Annotated in this window: 15 protein-coding genes and 1 pseudogene; 11 read left to right on the top strand and 5 right to left on the bottom strand. The window is 61.6% G+C overall.

Annotated elements, in window-relative coordinates; genetic code table 11:
- Positions 1–14: 14 nt before the first annotated feature.
- From BM216_RS21485 to BM216_RS21475, 3 genes are all read right to left on the bottom strand, one after another.
- Entirely contained in the window at positions 15–266 is a 252-nt protein-coding gene (locus BM216_RS21485) for a hypothetical protein (protein WP_143102818.1), read from the bottom strand.
- Between the two features lie 185 nt (positions 267–451).
- Complete coding sequence (gene ndk / locus BM216_RS21480) at positions 452–874, bottom strand: nucleoside-diphosphate kinase (protein ID WP_018898730.1); 423 nt, start codon at positions 872–874, stop codon at positions 452–454.
- Positions 875–955: 81 nt separating this feature from the next.
- Positions 956–1648 carry a glutathione S-transferase family protein gene (locus BM216_RS21475; RefSeq protein WP_093001269.1) on the bottom strand — a complete coding sequence of 231 codons (693 nt, stop codon included), beginning with the start codon at positions 1646–1648 and terminating at the stop codon, positions 956–958.
- Between the two features lie 148 nt (positions 1649–1796).
- Here BM216_RS21475 and BM216_RS21470 point away from each other — a divergent pair, with 148 nt between their 5' ends.
- The 4 genes from BM216_RS21470 to BM216_RS21455 all read left to right on the top strand — a co-directional run bounded on the left by BM216_RS21470 (position 1797) and on the right by BM216_RS21455 (position 7642).
- Complete coding sequence (locus tag BM216_RS21470; protein ID WP_093001268.1) at positions 1797–2288, top strand: DinB family protein; 492 nt, start codon at positions 1797–1799, stop codon at positions 2286–2288.
- A gap of 144 nt (positions 2289–2432) precedes the next feature.
- Positions 2433–3455 (top strand): GGDEF domain-containing protein, encoded by a 1023-nt coding sequence (locus tag BM216_RS21465; protein WP_177230863.1) that lies wholly within the window; start codon positions 2433–2435, stop codon positions 3453–3455.
- 79 nt (positions 3456–3534) lie between these two features.
- Complete coding sequence (locus tag BM216_RS21460) at positions 3535–5418, top strand: ABC-F family ATP-binding cassette domain-containing protein (RefSeq protein ID WP_093001447.1); 1884 nt, start codon at positions 3535–3537, stop codon at positions 5416–5418.
- A gap of 181 nt (positions 5419–5599) precedes the next feature.
- Entirely contained in the window at positions 5600–7642 is a 2043-nt protein-coding gene (locus BM216_RS21455) for a prolyl oligopeptidase family serine peptidase (RefSeq protein ID WP_093001266.1), read from the top strand.
- Positions 7643–7661: 19 nt separating this feature from the next.
- Here BM216_RS21455 and BM216_RS21450 read toward each other — a convergent pair whose 3' ends face one another.
- Both BM216_RS21450 and BM216_RS21445 read right to left on the bottom strand, forming a co-directional pair.
- Positions 7662–8111 (bottom strand): DNA polymerase III subunit chi, encoded by a 450-nt coding sequence (locus BM216_RS21450; RefSeq protein WP_093001265.1) that lies wholly within the window; start codon positions 8109–8111, stop codon positions 7662–7664.
- Positions 8111–9604, bottom strand: a complete 1494-nt coding sequence (locus tag BM216_RS21445; RefSeq protein ID WP_093001264.1) for a leucyl aminopeptidase — start codon at positions 9602–9604, stop codon at positions 8111–8113. Before BM216_RS21445 ends, BM216_RS21450 begins: the two co-directional genes overlap by 1 nt.
- A gap of 259 nt (positions 9605–9863) precedes the next feature.
- Between BM216_RS21445 and BM216_RS21440 the strand changes: the two genes are divergently transcribed.
- The 7 genes and pseudogenes from BM216_RS21440 to BM216_RS21410 all read left to right on the top strand — a co-directional run.
- Positions 9864–11039, top strand: a complete 1176-nt coding sequence (locus BM216_RS21440; RefSeq protein ID WP_093001263.1) for an LptF/LptG family permease — start codon at positions 9864–9866, stop codon at positions 11037–11039.
- Positions 11036–12124 (top strand): LPS export ABC transporter permease LptG, encoded by a 1089-nt coding sequence (gene lptG / locus BM216_RS21435; RefSeq protein WP_093001262.1) that lies wholly within the window; start codon positions 11036–11038, stop codon positions 12122–12124. The genes BM216_RS21440 and lptG overlap by 4 nt, the downstream gene beginning before the upstream one ends.
- On the top strand, positions 12124–14460 hold the full coding sequence (locus BM216_RS21430) for an LPS-assembly protein LptD (protein ID WP_093001261.1): 2337 nt from the start codon (positions 12124–12126) through the stop codon (positions 14458–14460). Before lptG ends, BM216_RS21430 begins: the two co-directional genes overlap by 1 nt.
- A 165-nt stretch (positions 14461–14625) precedes the next feature.
- Positions 14626–15567 carry a SurA N-terminal domain-containing protein gene (locus BM216_RS21425; RefSeq protein ID WP_093001260.1) on the top strand — a complete coding sequence of 314 codons (942 nt, stop codon included), beginning with the start codon at positions 14626–14628 and terminating at the stop codon, positions 15565–15567.
- 23 nt (positions 15568–15590) lie between these two features.
- On the top strand, positions 15591–16619 hold the full coding sequence (pdxA, locus tag BM216_RS21420; RefSeq protein WP_093001259.1) for a 4-hydroxythreonine-4-phosphate dehydrogenase PdxA: 1029 nt from the start codon (positions 15591–15593) through the stop codon (positions 16617–16619).
- On the top strand, positions 16619–17464 hold the full coding sequence (rsmA, locus tag BM216_RS21415) for a 16S rRNA (adenine(1518)-N(6)/adenine(1519)-N(6))-dimethyltransferase RsmA (protein ID WP_093001258.1): 846 nt from the start codon (positions 16619–16621) through the stop codon (positions 17462–17464). The genes pdxA and rsmA overlap by 1 nt, the downstream gene beginning before the upstream one ends.
- 80 nt (positions 17465–17544) lie before the next feature.
- A pseudogene (locus BM216_RS21410) lies at positions 17545–17784 on the top strand (transposase); the annotation flags it as partial.

Genomic DNA, 17784 nt, shown 5'->3' with positions numbered 1-17784 from the left:
CCGACAGGAAGTGCCTAGCCCTTCACCTGCAGATGCGGAGGTGCTGCCGCAAAGACCTCATCGATGGCGTTGCCGATCTTCTCGATCAGGTCCTGCAGATGCGGATTTGCCGGATCGATGAAATCGCCGACATAGGAAATGACGTTGTCGATCGTGATCGGATTGCCGCTGATGGAACACTTCAAAAAGGCCTGATTGGCAATGGCCGTGGCGCTGATCCTCTCCACAAAGGCGTTGCGCTCGAACTCGGTCATGCCACTCAACATTTTAAATATCTCCTTGGAATCAATTAGCAACTAATGAACTTACCAAGGTGCGTTTCATCAAGTCCCTATCAGATTTTTTTGCATCAATCTGAGATGGCCCCACCGGTTCACCGCTTGCAGGCGCAACGAAAAAGGCCGGTGCTTTCGCACCGGCCTCTCAAATCTCAGCTTATGGCAACCGCCGATTAGCCAACGATTTCGGTTTCAGCGAACCAGTAGGCGATTTCCTGAACGGCGGTTTCCGGAGCATCCGAACCGTGAACCGAGTTTTCGCCGATCGACAGGGCGAACTGCTTGCGGATCGTGCCCTCGTCGGCGTTTGCCGGGTTGGTGGCGCCCATGATTTCGCGGTTCTTCAGGATGGCGTTTTCGCCTTCCAGGACCTGAACGATGGTCGGGCCGGAGGTCATGCCTTCAACCAGTTCGCCGAAGAAAGGACGTTCCTTGTGAACGGCGTAGAAGCCTTCGGCTTCGCGCTTGGACATCCATACGCGCTTGGAGGCGATGATGCGCAGGCCGTTGTCTTCGAATACCTTGGTGATGGCGCCGGTCAGGTTGCGCTTGGTGGCGTCCGGCTTGATCATCGAGAAGGTGCGTTCAATCGCCATTGTCAGAATTCCTTGTTCCATTGGGAAAGTGGGCGGTATCTACCCGCCCCTTTCGCCGGAAACAAGGGGGTTTGGGCAATTTCACGCCGCCGTCACACTTCGACCGACGCCGTCATGCAGGTCGAGGCAGCGCTCGAACCACAGGCCGACGGGGTCATCTGGGGCAAAGACCTTGGCTCCTGTCGTGATCCGCATCCACTGCAGCGCGCCGAACAGGATGTAGTCGGCAAACAGCGGTCCGTCGCCCCCGACGAAGTCCTGATGCGCGAGCGTCTGCCGTACCGGCTCCAGCTTTGCCGCAAATGCGGAGACTGCGGCCTCTCGCCCCGAGCGCATGTCCTCGAGCGTTTTACCCAGAAACTTCTCGCGGGATGTGCGGAAATAGATCTGGTCCGTCTCGTCCAGCATGTCGTGGATATCAGCGACCGCGATACCCGTGACCGCGGGATGAACGATGCTTTGCGAAAATCGCTCGACAAAGCGGGAGAGCGCCTTGCCGCCCTCGCCGCCGAATAATGTCGGCCGGTTCGGATAACGCTCCTCAAGATAGAGCGCGATGTCGAAACTGTCGCGGATCAGTTCGTTGCCATCCCTCAGGATCGGCACGGTCTTGGAAAAACCACCCTCGAGATCCGGAATCTGGGTAAATGGCGTCGGCCTCTCCTCGAATTCCAGCCCCTTGTGCTTTAATGCCAGCACGACTTTCCAGCAATGGGGCGAGAAAGGCCGGCTCTCGTCCGCTCCACAGAGCGAATAAAGGATACGGGTGGTCATGGGAGCTCTCCTGATAAACCGGTCGGTCGGGTATGATGATGGCGAATGCGGCGGCAATCCAGTCAGAAGATTTCATGGATTGCATCACACCTGCATATTGCGGCTTGCTGTAGACGGTAATCGAAGGGGACAACCAAGGGAGAAGCCGATGCAACGCCATTTCCAGATGCTCGCCGGTTACAACAACTGGGCCAATCTGCGCATCTACGATGCCTGCGCAGGCCTTTCCGAGGATGAATACAGAGAAGATCGCGGCGCCTTCTTCGGCTCGGCGCACCGGACGCTGAACCACCTTCTCGTCGCCGATCGCATATGGCTGAGGCGGATCACCGGCGTCGGCACGGCGCCGATAGAACTGAATGTCGTCCTGTTCGAAAAGCTTGCCGATCTGCGCGAGGCGCGCATCGCGGAGGACCAGCGCTTCGTCGAACTGACCGCATCGCTGACCCCGCAAGCATTCGACAGGATCGTGAGCTACACGCCAGTGACAATACCGACGCCGGTAACCGAGCCGCTTGCCGGCATGCTCGCGCATGTCTTCAACCACCAGACGCATCACCGCGGGCAGGTGCACACCATTCTGACATCGCTCGGCAAGCCATCCGTCGTGCTCGACATGATCAGTTTCCTGCGCGACTAGGGCAAACGCTGGATCTGAACCGGGCTTTAACCCTACGTAGCATGAATCAGGCTTCATTTGGCCTCTGAACGCCTGCATTTCAGCGAATGTTAACGTGCTGACGTAATCACTCTCAGACAAAACACCCACACGCAGGGGATGAGAATGACGACGCCAGTACGCAAGCAGCAGGACAAGACATTGCAGGCGGTAAGCCAGCACATGGCCCGGCTCGAGATTGCCGGGCTGCCGCGCAATTACGAACTCTTCTACGAGGCGCTTGCCGGCGTCGATGTCTCCCTGTCCCGCGAGATTGCGGCCCTGCCCGTCGCGCCGCGACAGGGGCTGCTGGACGAGATCGGCATCCGCTACCAATTGCCAAGCTTCGTCGCCTCGGCGCTGCCGAAATCCCGTGACCACGACATCCGCCTTCTGGCCGGACTGCGCGACAAGATGGCGACGGTGGCCGAGCAGAAGAAGGGCTTCAGCAAGGTGCTGCAGGCGATCTCGCGCAGCCTGCGGGAAGATACTGGCGCCGGCCCGCGCGATATCCTCGCCGAAATCGAATATCTGAGCGTCTCCCTGTCCGACGCGGTGGTGGCCGAAACGGAGCTGGAAGCAGCTCTCCTCACCGGTGCCAACCAGCTTCTGGAAGCCGAACGCGATACGTCCGCCACCCGCGCCGTTATGCTGCGCGACCGGATGACCGGCCTGCCGAACCATGCCGCCTTCGTGGAGGAACTTGAAGGACTCTATTCGACCGAGGGTCACCACGACACGGCGCTGCTGCTCGTCGCCGTCTCCGATATTGCCGAACTCGCCGACAAGTTCGGCGAGGCGACGGCCCAGCGTATCGTCAAGAAGGCAGCGGCCGTCTTTCGCAAGACGATCAAGAAGAACGATTTCGTCGCCCGCATCGGCAAGGGCGAATTCGCCTTTCTGTTCCGGGACGTCACCCGTGAAAGCATCAAGCCGATCGCCGATCGGCTTGCGGGCGCCATCGCCGACAACCTGGTTTTCGCCGCCTCGGACGGCTCCAATAGCATCAGCCTGATGATCGGTGCGGCGATGAAGGCGGATGCGTTTTCACCCCACCAGTTGCGGCTGCAAGCGGTCGCCGCTTCGGATACTGCCAAGGCCAATCCACGCACACGCGTCGTCATCCACGGGCAGCCGTTGAAATCATAGCGAAAGAAGCGCGTCTTTAGCATCTGTCTGAAGACGCGATCTCTTGCCTTGGCGTTGCGTTTCGGCCAAAACCGCCGCCATGATCACGATTACCGACCTTTCCGCCCGCATTGCCGGACGTCTCCTCCTCGACCATGCCAGCGTGACGCTTCCGGCGGGCACGAAGGCTGGCCTTGTCGGCCGCAACGGCGCCGGCAAGTCAACGCTGTTCCGGGTGATCACCGGCGACCTCGCGGCTGAAAGCGGCTCGGTATCGATCCCGAAGCAGGCGCGCATCGGCCAGGTGGCTCAGGAAGCGCCGGGCACGGAAGATTCGCTGATCACCATCGTCATGGCAGCCGACAAGGAGCGCACGGCACTTCTGGCCGAAGCCGAGACGGCGACCGATCCGAACCGCATCGCCGAAATCCAGATGCGCCTCGTCGATATCGACGCCCATTCGGCCGAGGCGCGCGCGGCCAGCATCCTTGCCGGCCTCGGCTTCAATGCCGAAGCTCAGCTACGTCCCGCCTCGTCCTTTTCCGGCGGCTGGCGCATGCGCGTGGCGCTCGCGGCGGTTCTTTTCGCCGAGCCCGACCTGCTGCTGCTCGACGAGCCGACCAACTATCTCGATCTCGAAGGCACGATGTGGCTGGAAGACTATGTGCGGCGCTATCCGCATACCGTCATCGTCATCAGCCACGACCGCGACATGCTGAACAACGCGGTCAATTCGATCGTCCATCTCGACCAGAAGAAGCTCACCTTCTATCGCGGCGGCTACGACCAGTTCGAACGGCAGAAGGCTGAGGCGGACGAATTGCAGATGAAGGCGAAGGCGAAGAGCGACGCCGCCCGCAAACATATCCAGAGCTATATCGACCGCTTCCGCTACAAGGCCTCCAAGGCCCGCCAGGCGCAGAGCCGTATCAAGGCGCTGGAGCGCATGGGCACCGTTTCGGCCGTGGTGGAAGATCACGTCCAGCCGATCACCTTCCCGACACCGGAAAAGCAGCCCGCCTCCCCGATCGTGGCGATCAACAAGGGCGGCGTCGGGTATACGCCCGGCCAGCAGATCTTGAAGAACATCACCCTGCGCATCGACAATGACGATCGCATCGCGCTCCTCGGCTCCAACGGCAACGGCAAGTCGACCTTCGCCAAGCTGATCTCCGGCCGGCTCGGGCTTGATGGCGGCGAGATGAAGCTCGCGTCGTCTCTCTCGATCGGCTTCTTCGCCCAGCACCAGCTGGACGACCTGATCCCGAACGAATCCCCCGTCGACCACGTCCGCCGGCTCATGCCGGATGCGCCGGAAGCGAAGGTACGGGCCCGCGTCGCGCAGATGGGTCTGGCGACCGAAAAGATGGCGACCGCCGCCAAGGACTTGTCCGGTGGCGAGAAGGCCCGCCTGCTGATGGGGCTCGCCGCATTCCATGCCCCGAATCTGCTGATCCTCGACGAGCCGACCAACCATCTCGACATAGACAGCCGCCGGGCTCTGATCGAGGCGCTGAACGACTATGACGGCGCCGTCATCCTGATCTCGCACGACCGCCACCTGATCGAGGCGACCGTCGACCGTCTCTGGCTGGTCAGTGACGGCACGGTGAAACCCTTCGATGGCGACCTCGAAGAATATCGCGACCTGATCATCGCATCGGGCCGCAAGAAGGACGACAAGGCACAAGCGACCGACGAAACGGCATCGAAGGCCGATCAGCGCAAGGCAAATGCCGAAAAGCGCGCATCGCTCGCCCCGCTGAAGAAAAAGATCAACGAAATCGAATCCTTGACCGGCAAGCTTGAGAAGCTGATTCAGGGTCTTGATAAAGAGCTTGCAGACCCGGTGCTTTATGAAAAGGCACCCGCCAAGGCGGCACAGAAAGCCAAGGAACGGGGCGAGGCCGCCGGAAAACTTTCGGCCGCCGAAGAGGAATGGCTGTTGCTCTCGGCGGAATACGAAGAGGCGATGGCGGGATAGCCTCAAGCGCCATCGTCATCCTCGGGCATGTCCCAAGGATCTATCCAGGTTGCAGCAAATGAGACGTTGCGGATGCTCGGGACGGGCCGAAGCATGACAAAGGACATAATCGCCATCGGGTCGGTTGCCACCATCCTCTCCCATGCCTAGGTAGAAGCAGCCAAGACATGAGGAGACCGCGATGAACCTGTTTCTCGAAACCGACAACGATCCCAACACGATCGCCTTCGTGACCGAGCAGAACGACAGGTCGGACCGGCAGTTCAGGACACCGGAATTCGAGAAGGATCGCGATGCGCTCAAGGCAATGATAGAGCGCGAGGACCGGCTGATCATCCCGACCCGTCGCGGCAAGTGGCTGTTCGACTTCCACCGTTCGAAGGACAATCCCCTCGGTCTCTGGCGTCGGTTTGCCGCCGATCAGGCGCCACGGCACGATGCGGCCTGGGAAACGGTCTTTGATTTCGATGAATTCTGTCGGCAGGAAGGCAAGCGCTGGATCTATAACGGCGCCATCACATCGCCCTATGAGCCGACCCGCGTCATTCTGATCCTTTCCGACGGCGGCTCCGACCAGTTGCGCATGCTGGAATTCGACACCGAGACGAAAACCATCGTCGAGGGCGGTTTCGACACACCGCCGGCACGCGCCCATGCCACATGGCTCGGCCCCGACGAACTTGCCTATTTCGGCTCCGTCGACGAGTTTTCCGCCACCCGTTCCGGCTGGCCACGCGTCGGCCGCATCCTCAAGCGCGGCGTCGATCCGAAGAACGCGCCGATCCTCTACGAGGCCGACAAAAGCGATATCTACGGCACTGCGAGCATCATCGACCCGCTCTACTGGGGCGGCAAGCCGGACGACGGCAAGATCGAGATTTTCACCTCCGGCCACGAGATCGGCAAGAGCAGCCTGCATGTCAAAGGTGCGGATGGCAGCCTCCGCCGGCTGGACCTGCCGAGGGAAGCCGACAGCGATCTCAACCATACGCATGCCATCTGGCGCGCCAAGAGCGACGAGCGCTATCCGGTCGGCACGCTCATCCTGCAGGATTTCCACCCTTTCGGCGCCGAACCGCTGACCAACGCCCGTGTGCTGTTCTCTCCCAACCCCGGCCAGTCGGTGTCGCAGTTCACGCTGCTGAAGAGCTGGGCCGTATTCATCGTCAGCGACCGGATGGTGCCGAAGCTTTACCTCGTCGACCTGACCAAGCCGGACCCGGCGCCAGTGGAAATGCCTCTGCCCGAAGACCTGCAGACGGTCAGCTTCCGCCTGTTCGACGCGGACCTGACGCTCGGCGAGGAAGTCCTGACCGTCGTCGGCCAGGGTTTTCTGCTCCCCGCGACCGCCTACCGCCTCGATCTGACCGACCACGGCGATACGCATGAACTGGTGCCGATCGGCACTTCGCCGGCCTATTTCGATGCCGAAGGAATGCATTCGGAACTGCTCGAAGCCACGTCGGAAGACGGCACGAAAGTGCCCTACCATATCGTCCTGCCGAAGACCTGGACCGAGGGCGAGCTGCCGGTGCTGATGTATGCCTATGGCGGCTTTGGGGTGCCGCTGTCGCCTGTCTATTCCGGCGCATACGGCTTGTGGCTCGGTCAGGGCGGCGGCTTCGTCCAGGCCTATATCCGCGGCGGCGGCGAACTCGGTCCCGACTGGCACACCGTCGCCAAGGGCAAGGGCCGCCACAAGGCATTCGAGGATTTCGTTGCGGTCGCCCGCGATCTCGTCGCGCGCGGCTACACGAAACCGGAATGTATCGCCTGCAATGGCGGCAGCAATGGCGGCCTTCTCACAGCCGTCATGGCAACGCGCTACCCCAATGATTTCGGCGCCGTCTGGACGTCAGTGCCCGTCATCGACATGTCGCGCTTTCACCTCTTCCCTGCCGGCAAGGCCTGGATGGACGAATACGGCAATCCGGACCTCACCGAAGATCTGAATTACATGCTGACCTATTCGCCGCTACATCAGGTGAAACCCGACAGCGAGATCACCTACCCGCCTATCTATGTCGACAGCTCGACAAACGACGACCGCGTGCACCCCTCGCATGCCCGCCGTTTCGCCAAGCGGCTGATCGACGCCGGCCACACACCTTATTTCCGTGAATATGGGACAGGCGGCCACGGCGGCGCCGGCGACACCGCCGAAATGGCCGCCCGCCACGCCATGGGCTACAGCTTCCTGCGCCAGACGATCATGCGGGATTAAGATCTTGGGTGAAGGCGGCTCAGGCCTTCTTCACCCAGCGACCTTCCGGCGACTGCTGCCAATAGGTCAGCGTGTGGCCTTCGCCTTTGAGCTTCTTCCATTCCGAGCGCGCCCCTTCCAGCTGCTGCTGGTCATAGCCGTCGAACATGAAGACCACCCGTTCGTAAGGGTCGAGCGGCGGCGGTGCGGCGCCGTCGACGATGAAGCGGACTGTGGCGTCGTTGACGTTCTCTCCGGCCGTGGTCAGCAGGACCGGCTGAGCTTCCGCCATAGGTGCACCATCGGTGCCGTGCGGCAGGAAACTATCCTCGCGAAAGGTCCAGAGATGACCGTCGAGCAGATCGCGGCGGGCCTCGTCACTGGTCTGGACAACCACTTTCCAGCCGCGCTCGACGCTCTTTTCGAGGAGCGCCGGCAGCGCATCCTCGAGCTTCGATTCGGTCAGGTGGTAGAAGAGAACTTCGGTCATCAGCTCTCGTAGTTCGCCCGGACGAGCTCGTCCAGCAGGCGAACGCCATAACCGGATGCCCAGGACTGGTTGATCTCGTTCTGCGGCGAGTTGAGCGCGGTCGCGGCGATGTCGAGATGCGCCCATGGCGTCTCGCCGACGAAGCGCTTGAGGAACTGCGCCGCGGTAATCGAGCCGGCCTGGCGGCCGCCGCTGTTCTTCATGTCGGCGAAGCGCGAGTCGATGATCTTGTCGTATTCCTTGGCGAGCGGCATGCGCCACAGCCTCTCCGAGGTGACGTCGCCAGCCTCGGTCAGCCTTCCGGCAAGCGCGTCGTCGTTGGAGAACAGGCCTGCATGGATATTACCGAGCGCCACGACAACCGCGCCCGTCAGCGTCGCGAGGTCGATCATGAACAGCGGCTTGAAGCGCTCCTTGGTGTAGAAGAGCGCGTCGCCCAGCACCAGACGCCCTTCGGCGTCGGTATTGATGATCTCGATCGTCTGGCCGGACATTGACGTGACGATGTCGCCCGGACGCTGGGCATTGCCGTCCGGCATGTTCTCGACCAGGCCGATAACGCCGATCGCATTGACCTTGGCCTTGCGGGAAGCCAGCGTGTGCATGAGGCCGGTGACGGCGGCAGCGCCGCCCATGTCGCCCTTCATGTCCTCCATGCCGGCGCCCGGTTTGATGGAAATGCCGCCGGTGTCGAAGACGACGCCCTTGCCGACGAAAGCGATCGGCTTGTCCTTGGCCTTGCCGCCCTTCCAATGCATGACCGCCAGCCGCGGCGGGCGAACGGAACCCTGGGCGACGCCGAGAAGCGCACCCATGCCGAGCTTCTTCATTTCCTTCTCGGTCAGAACCTCGACCTCGATCCCGAGCGCTTCGAGTTCTCTCGCCTTGTCGGCGAACTCGACGGGGCCGAGCACGTTCGGTGGCAGGTTGACGAGGTCGCGGGCAAGGTTCACGCCACCGGCGATCGCACCGGCACCGGCAAAGGCCTTCTTGGCCGCGGCATGATCCGCGGTGACGATGGTGACGCTGACCGCCTTCGGTTCCTTGTCGTCATTGTCGTTCTTCTTGGCCGACTTGTAGGTATCGAAGCTGTAGGCCCTGAGCAGCATGCCGAGGGCGAAATCTGCAGCCTGCTGCGGCGTAACATCGAGGCCAGGCACATCGAGGAAGATGACGGCCTTGTTCATCGACTTCAGCCCCGCGGCAGCCGTTCCGCCCGCCCGCAGCCAGTCATAGGCGACCAGCGCATCGGGCTCGCCGAGACCGATGACCAGCAGGCGGTCGGCAGCCGAACCGTGCGGCGCCAACACGTCCAGCGTCGTCATCGCCTTGCCGGTGAATTTGGAAATTCCGGCCGCGCGCGCGCCGATGCCTTGCGGATCCGCCTCTGCGAGACCCGAAGCCGGCTGGTCGCCGGCAAGCTTGAGCTGGATGGCAAGCGCGCTTTTGAGCGGCGCGGATTTGGCAAAGGAAATGGCGAGTTCTACAGACATCGGTACTCCAAGCGAATTTCTTCAGAAACAGGCAGGCGATCATCACGGTTTCAGCCAGGAAGGCAAGCCCGACGCCTTGCTAGCCGGCCCGGCAACCACGTGTCTTGTCGCAAGACACCTTTTGAAATGTCACAACAAAAAATAAAACGCCTCTAGCCAACATATTTGTGACATGACATCTGTCGAAAACGTCGCCCCGATCGCTTAGATAGGCGCGACTGCCATCGCGGATGGCTGGGCTGCAAAGTGTCGGACGGGAATGAAGCTTCTCGAAACTTACATATTGCGCCGGATTTTCCAGATGTTTCTGGTGACGCTCGTTCCCGTGCTCACCATCATCTGGACCATCCAGGTGCTCGGGCGCATCAACCTGGTCACGGATACCGGCCAGTCGATGGGCTCGTTCATGCTGCTTGCGAGTTACATCCTGCCGACGATCATACCCGTCGTGCTGCCCTTCGCGCTTGTCATCGGCATTACCCAGACGCTGACGGCGATGAACAACGATTCGGAGCTGCCGGTCATCGATGCGGCGGGCGCCGGTCGCAGCATCATCTACCGGCCGGTCATCGCGCTATCGATCGTGCTCAGCCTGTTCTCCTTCGCCGTTACCAATTTTCTCGAGCCCGAATCGCGGCTTGGCGCGCGCCAGATGGTCGCCGCCGCCTATGCCGACCTTCTCTCTTCGGTAATCGAGGAAAAGACGTTCCGCAGCATCGAGGACGGCCTCTACGTGCAGATCTCCGAGCGCCATTCCGGTCGGCTGCTCAAGGGCCTGTTCGTCGTCGATTATCGCGACCCGAATTTCGACCTCATCTATTATGCCAAGGAAGGCTCGGTCGATCCTGGCGGAACCTCGCTCACGATGCGTGACGGCGAAGTGCATCGCAAATCCCCCGACGGCCGCATCTCGATCGTCAAGTTCGCGTCCTATGCCTTTGATCTTTCTGCGATGACGAAGTCGGAAGGCGGCCTGCCACTCTATTCCGCCGATCGCAGCCTCGGCTTCCTGCTGAACCCGGACCCGGCCGATCCGGTTTATGCGAAGTCGCCCGGCGCATTCCGGTCGGAACTGCATCGTCGCTTGTCCGACTGGCTTTTCCCGATCGCCTTCGCACTGGTGTCGCTCGTCGTGGCGGGCAACACCCGCTCCCACCGGTCGGCCCGCGTTCACCCGATGATCTATGCGCTCGTTTTGGCCTTCGCGCTGCGCTGGGCCGGCTTCTCCGTCACCAACCTGACGGAACGCAGCGCCGCCTATGTCCCGGTCGTCTATGTCGTGCCGGTCGCTACCTCGGCGGTCGCAATCTACATGCTGGCGACCAATCGCCAGCTGCACATGCCGCGCGCGTTCACCAACGGTGTCGGCCGGCTGAACCGTCTGCTGCAGCGCCGCTTCGCGCCGTCGACGGGATCCAGCGGAGGCGCCGCATGATCTTCTCAACCCTCTGGCGCTACTTTTTCCGCCGCTACATGGTGACGGCCTTCTGGTTCCTGCTCGGCGTCAGTGCGATCATATTTCTCGCCGACTTCAGCGAGACGACCCGCCGTCTGTCCGGCCTTGCGGAATTCAGCGTTTTCGGCGCTTTCGGCATGACTGCCCTGCGTTTGCCATCGATCCTGCAGCAGACCATCCCGACGCTCAGCCTGTTCATCGGCATGACCGTGCTGATCGCACTCAACCGGCGTTATGAACTCGTGGTCACCCGTGCCGCGGGCATTTCGGTCTGGCAGTTCGTCTCGCCCTTCGTCATCGGCGCATTCCTGCTCGGTCTGCTGGCCCTGCTGGTGATCAATCCGCTAGCTGCCTGGGGACAGCGCGAATCGATTTCGATGGAGGCCAGCTGGCGCCAGGCAAGCAATCGCGCCAAGGCCAGCAAGTTTGTGCCCTGGATCCGTCAGATCAGCGGCGACGAGGACATTATCATCGGCGCCAAGAGCTATCGAGCCAACGGAACCGAGCTTATCGACGTGGTGCTTTTCCACTTCGACAAGGATGGAAACGTGACCATGCGCCAGGATGCGCGCGAGGCAAAACTCGAAAATGGTTACTGGCTTCTTAACGACGTCCTGGAGAATCGGCCGGGCGAAATCCCGGTGCGCCAGCCCACGGCTCAGGTCCGTACCAACCTGAAACAGGAATACATCCAGGAAACCCTTGAACAGCCGGAAACCGTTGCGTTCTTTGATCTTTCCCGGAAAATCGAGATCAGCCGCTCGTTCGGCATCTCAACCAAGGCGCTCGAAACACAATTCCACTCGCTGCTGTCGCTTCCGATACTGCTGGTGGCAATGACTCTCATTGCTGCAACAGTCTCGTTAAAATTCAGTCGCTTCGCCCAGTCCAGGTCGATGATTCTGGGTGGAATAGTTTCAGGCTTCGTGCTTTATGTCGTGAGTGTGCTTGTGAAGGCGTTTGGGAGCAGCGGGGCGATTCCTCCCTTCGTGGCGGTCTGGATACCAGTCATTGTCGCGACGGCGTTGGGCGCAACGATTCTGCTTCATCAGGAGGACGGCTAGTGGCGGTCAGTAACCGCAGAAATATCAGACGGCTTGCCGCCGCCCTGCTGACAGGTGTGTCTGCGTTTGTATGCGGCGTGACGACGGATGTCGCTCAGGCCCAGGGACTCGCGCCCGTCCAGTCGGACGACGCGAAGATGCTCCTGCGCGCCAATGAACTCGTCTATAATCAGGACGCCCAGCAGGTCACCGCTCGCGGTGGCGTGCAGATCTATTACAATCGCTACCGCATGGTCGCCCAGCGGGTCGAATACGACCAGAAGAGCGGCCGCGTCATGGCCGTCGGCAATATCGAGCTGATCGAGCCCGGCGGCACGCGCGTCTATGCCGAAGAACTCGACGTCACGGATGATTTCGGCGAAGGCTTCCTCAACGCGCTTCGCGTCGAGACCACCGACAACACGCGTCTGGCCGCAGAGAGCGCCGAAAGGCAGCCCGGCGACCTGATGGTTCTGAACAACACCGTCTATACGGCATGTCTGCCCTGCGCGCAGACACCGGGCAAGGCGCCGTTGTGGCAGGTCAAGGCCCAGCGCGTCATCCGCAACGGCCAGGCCCATACGATTCGCCTCGAGAACGCTCAGTTCGAGCTGTTCGGCATGTCGCTGGGCAAGCTGCCCTTCCCGATCACGGTGCCCGACGAAACGGTCGAGCGGAAGTCCGGCCTGCTGTTCCCGCGGTTCAGCGCCAGCGACAATCTCGGCTTCGGCATCAGCGTCCCATATTACCATGTCTTCTCGCCGAGCATGGATGCGACGATCACCCCGACCTACTACAGCAACCAGGGGCTACTCGTCGAAGGCGAGGTGCGCAACAGGTTCGACAACGGCGAGCACACGTTCCGCTTTGCCGGAATCAGCCAGCAGAATTCGAGTTCGTTCGATCCGAACACCGCGGACCGCGAAGCCGATACCCGTGTGATGGCGGCCTCCGAAGGCAAGTTCGAGATCAATCCGCGCTGGACGTTCGGCTGGAACGTCATGGCCCAGAGCGATAACAACTTCTCGCGAACCTACAGCCTGCAGGATGTCGACTCCGAAACGTTCACCAACGAGGTCTACCTGACCGGTCTTGGCACGCGGAACTACTTCGATCTGCGTGGCTATTATTTCGACATCCAGGACGACGCCGAGAGCAGCATTCTGGAGCGGCAGCAGCCGATCGTCTATCCGGTTCTCGACTACAGCTATTACGCACCGGAGCCGATCTTCGGCGGCCAGTTGTCGTTCAACGCGAACCTGACAAACCTCTCGCGCCGCGAAGACGACGACTATTTCGCCGGGTCGAGCGATCGCTTCCCAGGCCTAGAAGGCAGCTACAGCCGCTTCACCGCCGAGGCGGAATGGAAGCGCACGCTGACCACGGAAGGCGGCCTGCAGTTGACCCCGTTGCTCGCCCTTCGCGGCGACGGACTGCGCAGCACCTCATCCGGAACGCCCGGCTTCTATGACGGCGATCTGGAGGATGATCCGAGCGGTCGCTACATGGCGACGGCCGGCCTTGAGGCCCGCTATCCGCTCCTGATCACAGCCGGCAGCAGCAGCCATATCATCGAGCCTATCGCGCAGATCTACGCGCGTCCGGACGAGCAGATGGCCGGCGGCCTGCCGAACGAGGACGCACAGAGCTTCGTCTTCGACGCGACCAGCCTGTTCGAGCGCGACAAGTTCTCCGGCTACGACCGTATCGAAGGTGGTACGCGCGCCAATGTAGGCATCCGCTATACGGGCTCGTTCTCCAATGGTGTCGGCCTGCGCGGCATCTTCGGCCAGTCTTACCAGATTGCCGGGGAGAACTCGTTCGCGAGCGCCGATCTCGTCAATGCCGGCGCCAATTCCGGTCTCGAGAACGACGTGTCGGACTTCGTTGCCATGGCTGCGATCGACCTGCCGCAGGGCTTCAGCCTGTCGACCAATAGCCGGTTCGACAAGGACACGTTCGACGTGCGCCGCACTGACGTGGCCTTCGACTACAAGACGCCACGCGTCAGCGGAAAGCTCGTCTATACGAAGGTCGCGGCGCAGCCGGAATACGGTTCGCCGAGCTCGACGAACATCCTCGAAAAGTCGATGAGCTTCCGCATCAATGAGAACTGGTCGCTGGCAGGCAAGGCAACCTGGGATCTCGACGATAACGAAGTCACCCGCCGTGGTCTCGGCATCAGCTATGCCGACGAGTGCACGATCTTCACACTCGCCTATACCGAGAAGACGGATTCGAGCACCGATGCCAACGATTGGAGCATCGGCGCCCGGTTGAGCTTCAGGACACTCGGCGACGTGAATATCGGCTCGACCAACGACTACGACGACGAGCAGACTTTCCGCTATCAGTGATAGGTCTGCTATCAGCAACAACCCGCGATCAATGACGGGGAATTGATGGCCCTCGCGGGGCCATCGGTCATCGTTTTGCCGCACCGATTGCGCAAGCGGGCTCGCATATAGTAAAAGGCGGCCCTGAGGCCGCACAAAGAGACGCAGCGCATAGGGAGTAAGACGATGTTTGGAGTGACCGGAACGCGCAGGCTGGCGATCGCCTTCACCGCCCTGGCGGCTTCGATCGTCGTCAATCCTGCGGTCGGCTCGGCCCAATCGACGAGCGGCGTGGCCGCCGTCGTCAACCGCACGCCGATCACCACTGCTGACGTTGCCCGGCGCGCAGCCTTCCTGCGTCTGCAGCGACAGAAATCCGACACCAAGATTGCCCGCGAGCAGCTGATCGACGAGGTGCTGAAGCGCCAGGAGATCGCCCGCGTCAAGATGTCGGTCAGCACCGAGGATGTCGACCGCTCGTTTGCCCGTTTTGCGGCCAGCAACAAGATCAGCACCGACCAGCTGACCCAGATGCTTGGTCAGGCCGGTGTCACCGCGGAGCATTTCAAGAACTACATCGCCGTTCAGATGAGCTGGCCGCGCCTGCTCAATGCCCGCTATGGCAGCGGCGGCGCCCGCATGTCCGGCCAGGAACTGGTCACCCGCATGATGGAGCGCAAGGAGAAGCCCGTCACGACGGAATATTTCCTCAAGCAGATCATTTTCGTCGTTCCGGCCGCCAAGCGCAATGCGATTATCAACAAGCGCAAGGCTGAGGCGGAAGCCTCCCGCTCGAAGTTCCCCGGCTGCGATCAGGCCAAGCAGTTTGCTGCGACCATGATGGACGTCTCCGTGCGTGATCTCGGCCGTGTGATGGCGCCGAACCTGCCGGATAACTGGAAGCCGCTGATCGAAAAGGCCAAGAACGGCACGACGGGGGCTTTGGTGACCGAGCGCGGTGTCGAATTCCTCGCCGTCTGCGATCAGCGTCAGGTCTCCGACGACTTGGCTGCCGAGGCTGTCTTCCGTGCCGAGGATCTCGGCAAGGCGGAAAAGAGCGGCGAAGATCCCAACAGCAAGAAGTATCTAGACGAGCTGCGCGCCAAGGCGCAGATCGACCTGCGCTGACAATAAGCCTATCCGGAGTTTGCATGGCATTCGATCGTCCGCTCGCATTGACTCAGGGCGATCCCGCCGGCATCGGCCCGGATATCACGCTGGCCGCCTGGGCGGCCCGCGCCGAGATCGGGCTGCCGCCCTTCCTCTATATCGGTGACCCAGCGGTCCTTAAGGCACGCGCGGCACTTCTCGATCTGAACGTTCCCGTTCGCGAGGCATCGCCCGAAACTGCGGTATCGATCTTCGCCGACGCGGTGCCGGTTCTGCCGATTTCCGCCGGCGCCGAAGTCGCCCCCGGCGAACCGCATGTGGCAACCGCCCAGGGTACGATTGCCGCGATCGAGACTGCGGTCGAACTCTGCTTTGCCGGCCGCGCCTCCGCCGTCGTCACCAATCCGATTTCGAAATCCGTGCTTTACCAGGCGGGCTTCAAGTTCCCCGGCCATACGGAATTCCTTGCGGATCTCGCAGCCAAGGCGAAGGGCGAAACCTTCCTGCCGGTGATGATGCTCGCTGGGCCGAAGCTCCGCGCCGTTCCGGTGACCATCCACATCCCGGTCAAGGACATACCAGGCGCGCTGACAGAGGAGCTCATTCTCAAGACCTGCCGCATCGCCCACCATGACCTGAAGACCCGCTTCGGCATGGAGCAACCGCGTATCGCGGTTGCCGGTCTCAACCCGCATGCGGGCGAAGACGGCGCGATCGGGCGTGAAGATCAGGACATCATCCATCCAGCTGTCTTCAAACTGCGCAAGGAGGGACTGCATGTGTTCGGCCCCCTGCCCGCCGACACGATGTTCCATGACGAGGCCCGCGCCCGGTATGACGTCGCGATCTGCATGTACCACGACCAGGCTCTGATCCCGGCCAAGGCACTCGGTTTCGACACGTCCGTCAATGTCACGCTCGGCCTCCCTTTCATTCGCACGTCGCCCGACCACGGCACCGCCTTCGGCATTGCCGGCCAGGGGATCGCCCGCGAGACGAGCCTTGTGGAAGCGCTGAAACTCGCCGCGGAACTTGCCAAGAACAACCAGCCAGTCGGCGAAACCATCTGATGGCGACGCTCGACGGTCTGCCACCCCTTCGCGAAGTTATTCAGCGTCACGGTCTCGATGCCAGGAAGGCGCTCGGGCAGAATTTTCTCTTCGACCTCAACCTCACCCAGAAGATCGCCCGCTCGGCCGGCAGCCTTCAGGGCGTGACCGTGTTCGAGGTCGGCCCGGGTCCCGGCGGTCTGACGCGTGCGATCCTGGCGCTTGGCGCGAAAAAGGTGGTCGCCGTCGAGCGCGATGCGAGGGCCCTGCCCGTGCTCGCCGAAGTCTCCGACTTTTATCCCGGCCGGCTGGAAGTCATCGAGGGCGATGCGCTGAAGATCGATTTCGCCACCCTTGCCGCTGAAAAAGCGGAAGGAGGGCCGGTGAAGATCATCGCTAACCTTCCCTATAATGTCGGCACCCAACTGCTGCTCAACTGGCTGCTGCCGGAAGATGGCCAGTGGCCACCCTTCTGGGAAAGCCTGACGCTGATGTTCCAGAAGGAAGTCGGGCTGCGCATCGTCGCCGACGAGGAAGACAATCACTACGGCCGTCTCGGTGTGCTCTGTGGCTGGCGTACGGACGCGCATATGGTGTTCGACGTGCCGCCGCAGGCCTTCACGCCGCCGCCGAAGGTGACGTCCACCGTCGTCCACCTGACGCCACGCGCCAATCCCCTGCCCTGCGATGTCGGGAAGCTGGAGCGCATCACCCACGCCGCTTTCGGCCAGCGCCGCAAGATGTTGCGCCAGAGCCTGAAGTCCGTCGGCGGCGAGTTGCTGTTGAACAAGGCCGAGATCGATCCGCAGCGCCGGGCGGAGACGCTTTCGGTCGAGGAATTCGTGCGGCTTGCGAACTGCCTCTAAAGCGTGTCGCAGCTAACCGGATTCGGGATTCCCGTTTTGTGTGATCTGTGATTCACTTTGCCCATGGAAGGAGAAGCGCCATGGGCAAGCCGCATCCGATCGAGTTGCGTGAGCGTGTCGTTGCGTTTGTGAATGAAGGCAACAGTAACCGGGAAGCGGCGCGGCATTTCCGCGTTTCGCCTCGGTTCGTCAACAACATGATGATCCTGCACCGTTCATCCGGTTCTCTTAGCCCCGCCCGGCAAGGCCATCCGCCTGGCAGCAAGCTCTCGGCCCATAGTGAATGGATCCGCGAGCGCGTGGCTCTCCACGGCGAAGTG

It is taken from the genome of Rhizobium sp. NFR07 (genome assembly GCF_900111905.1).
Lineage (GTDB): Bacteria > Pseudomonadota > Alphaproteobacteria > Rhizobiales > Rhizobiaceae > Neorhizobium.
The sequence above is the reverse complement of the archived record's forward strand: the minus strand, read 5'-3'. Positions and strand labels throughout refer to the sequence as shown.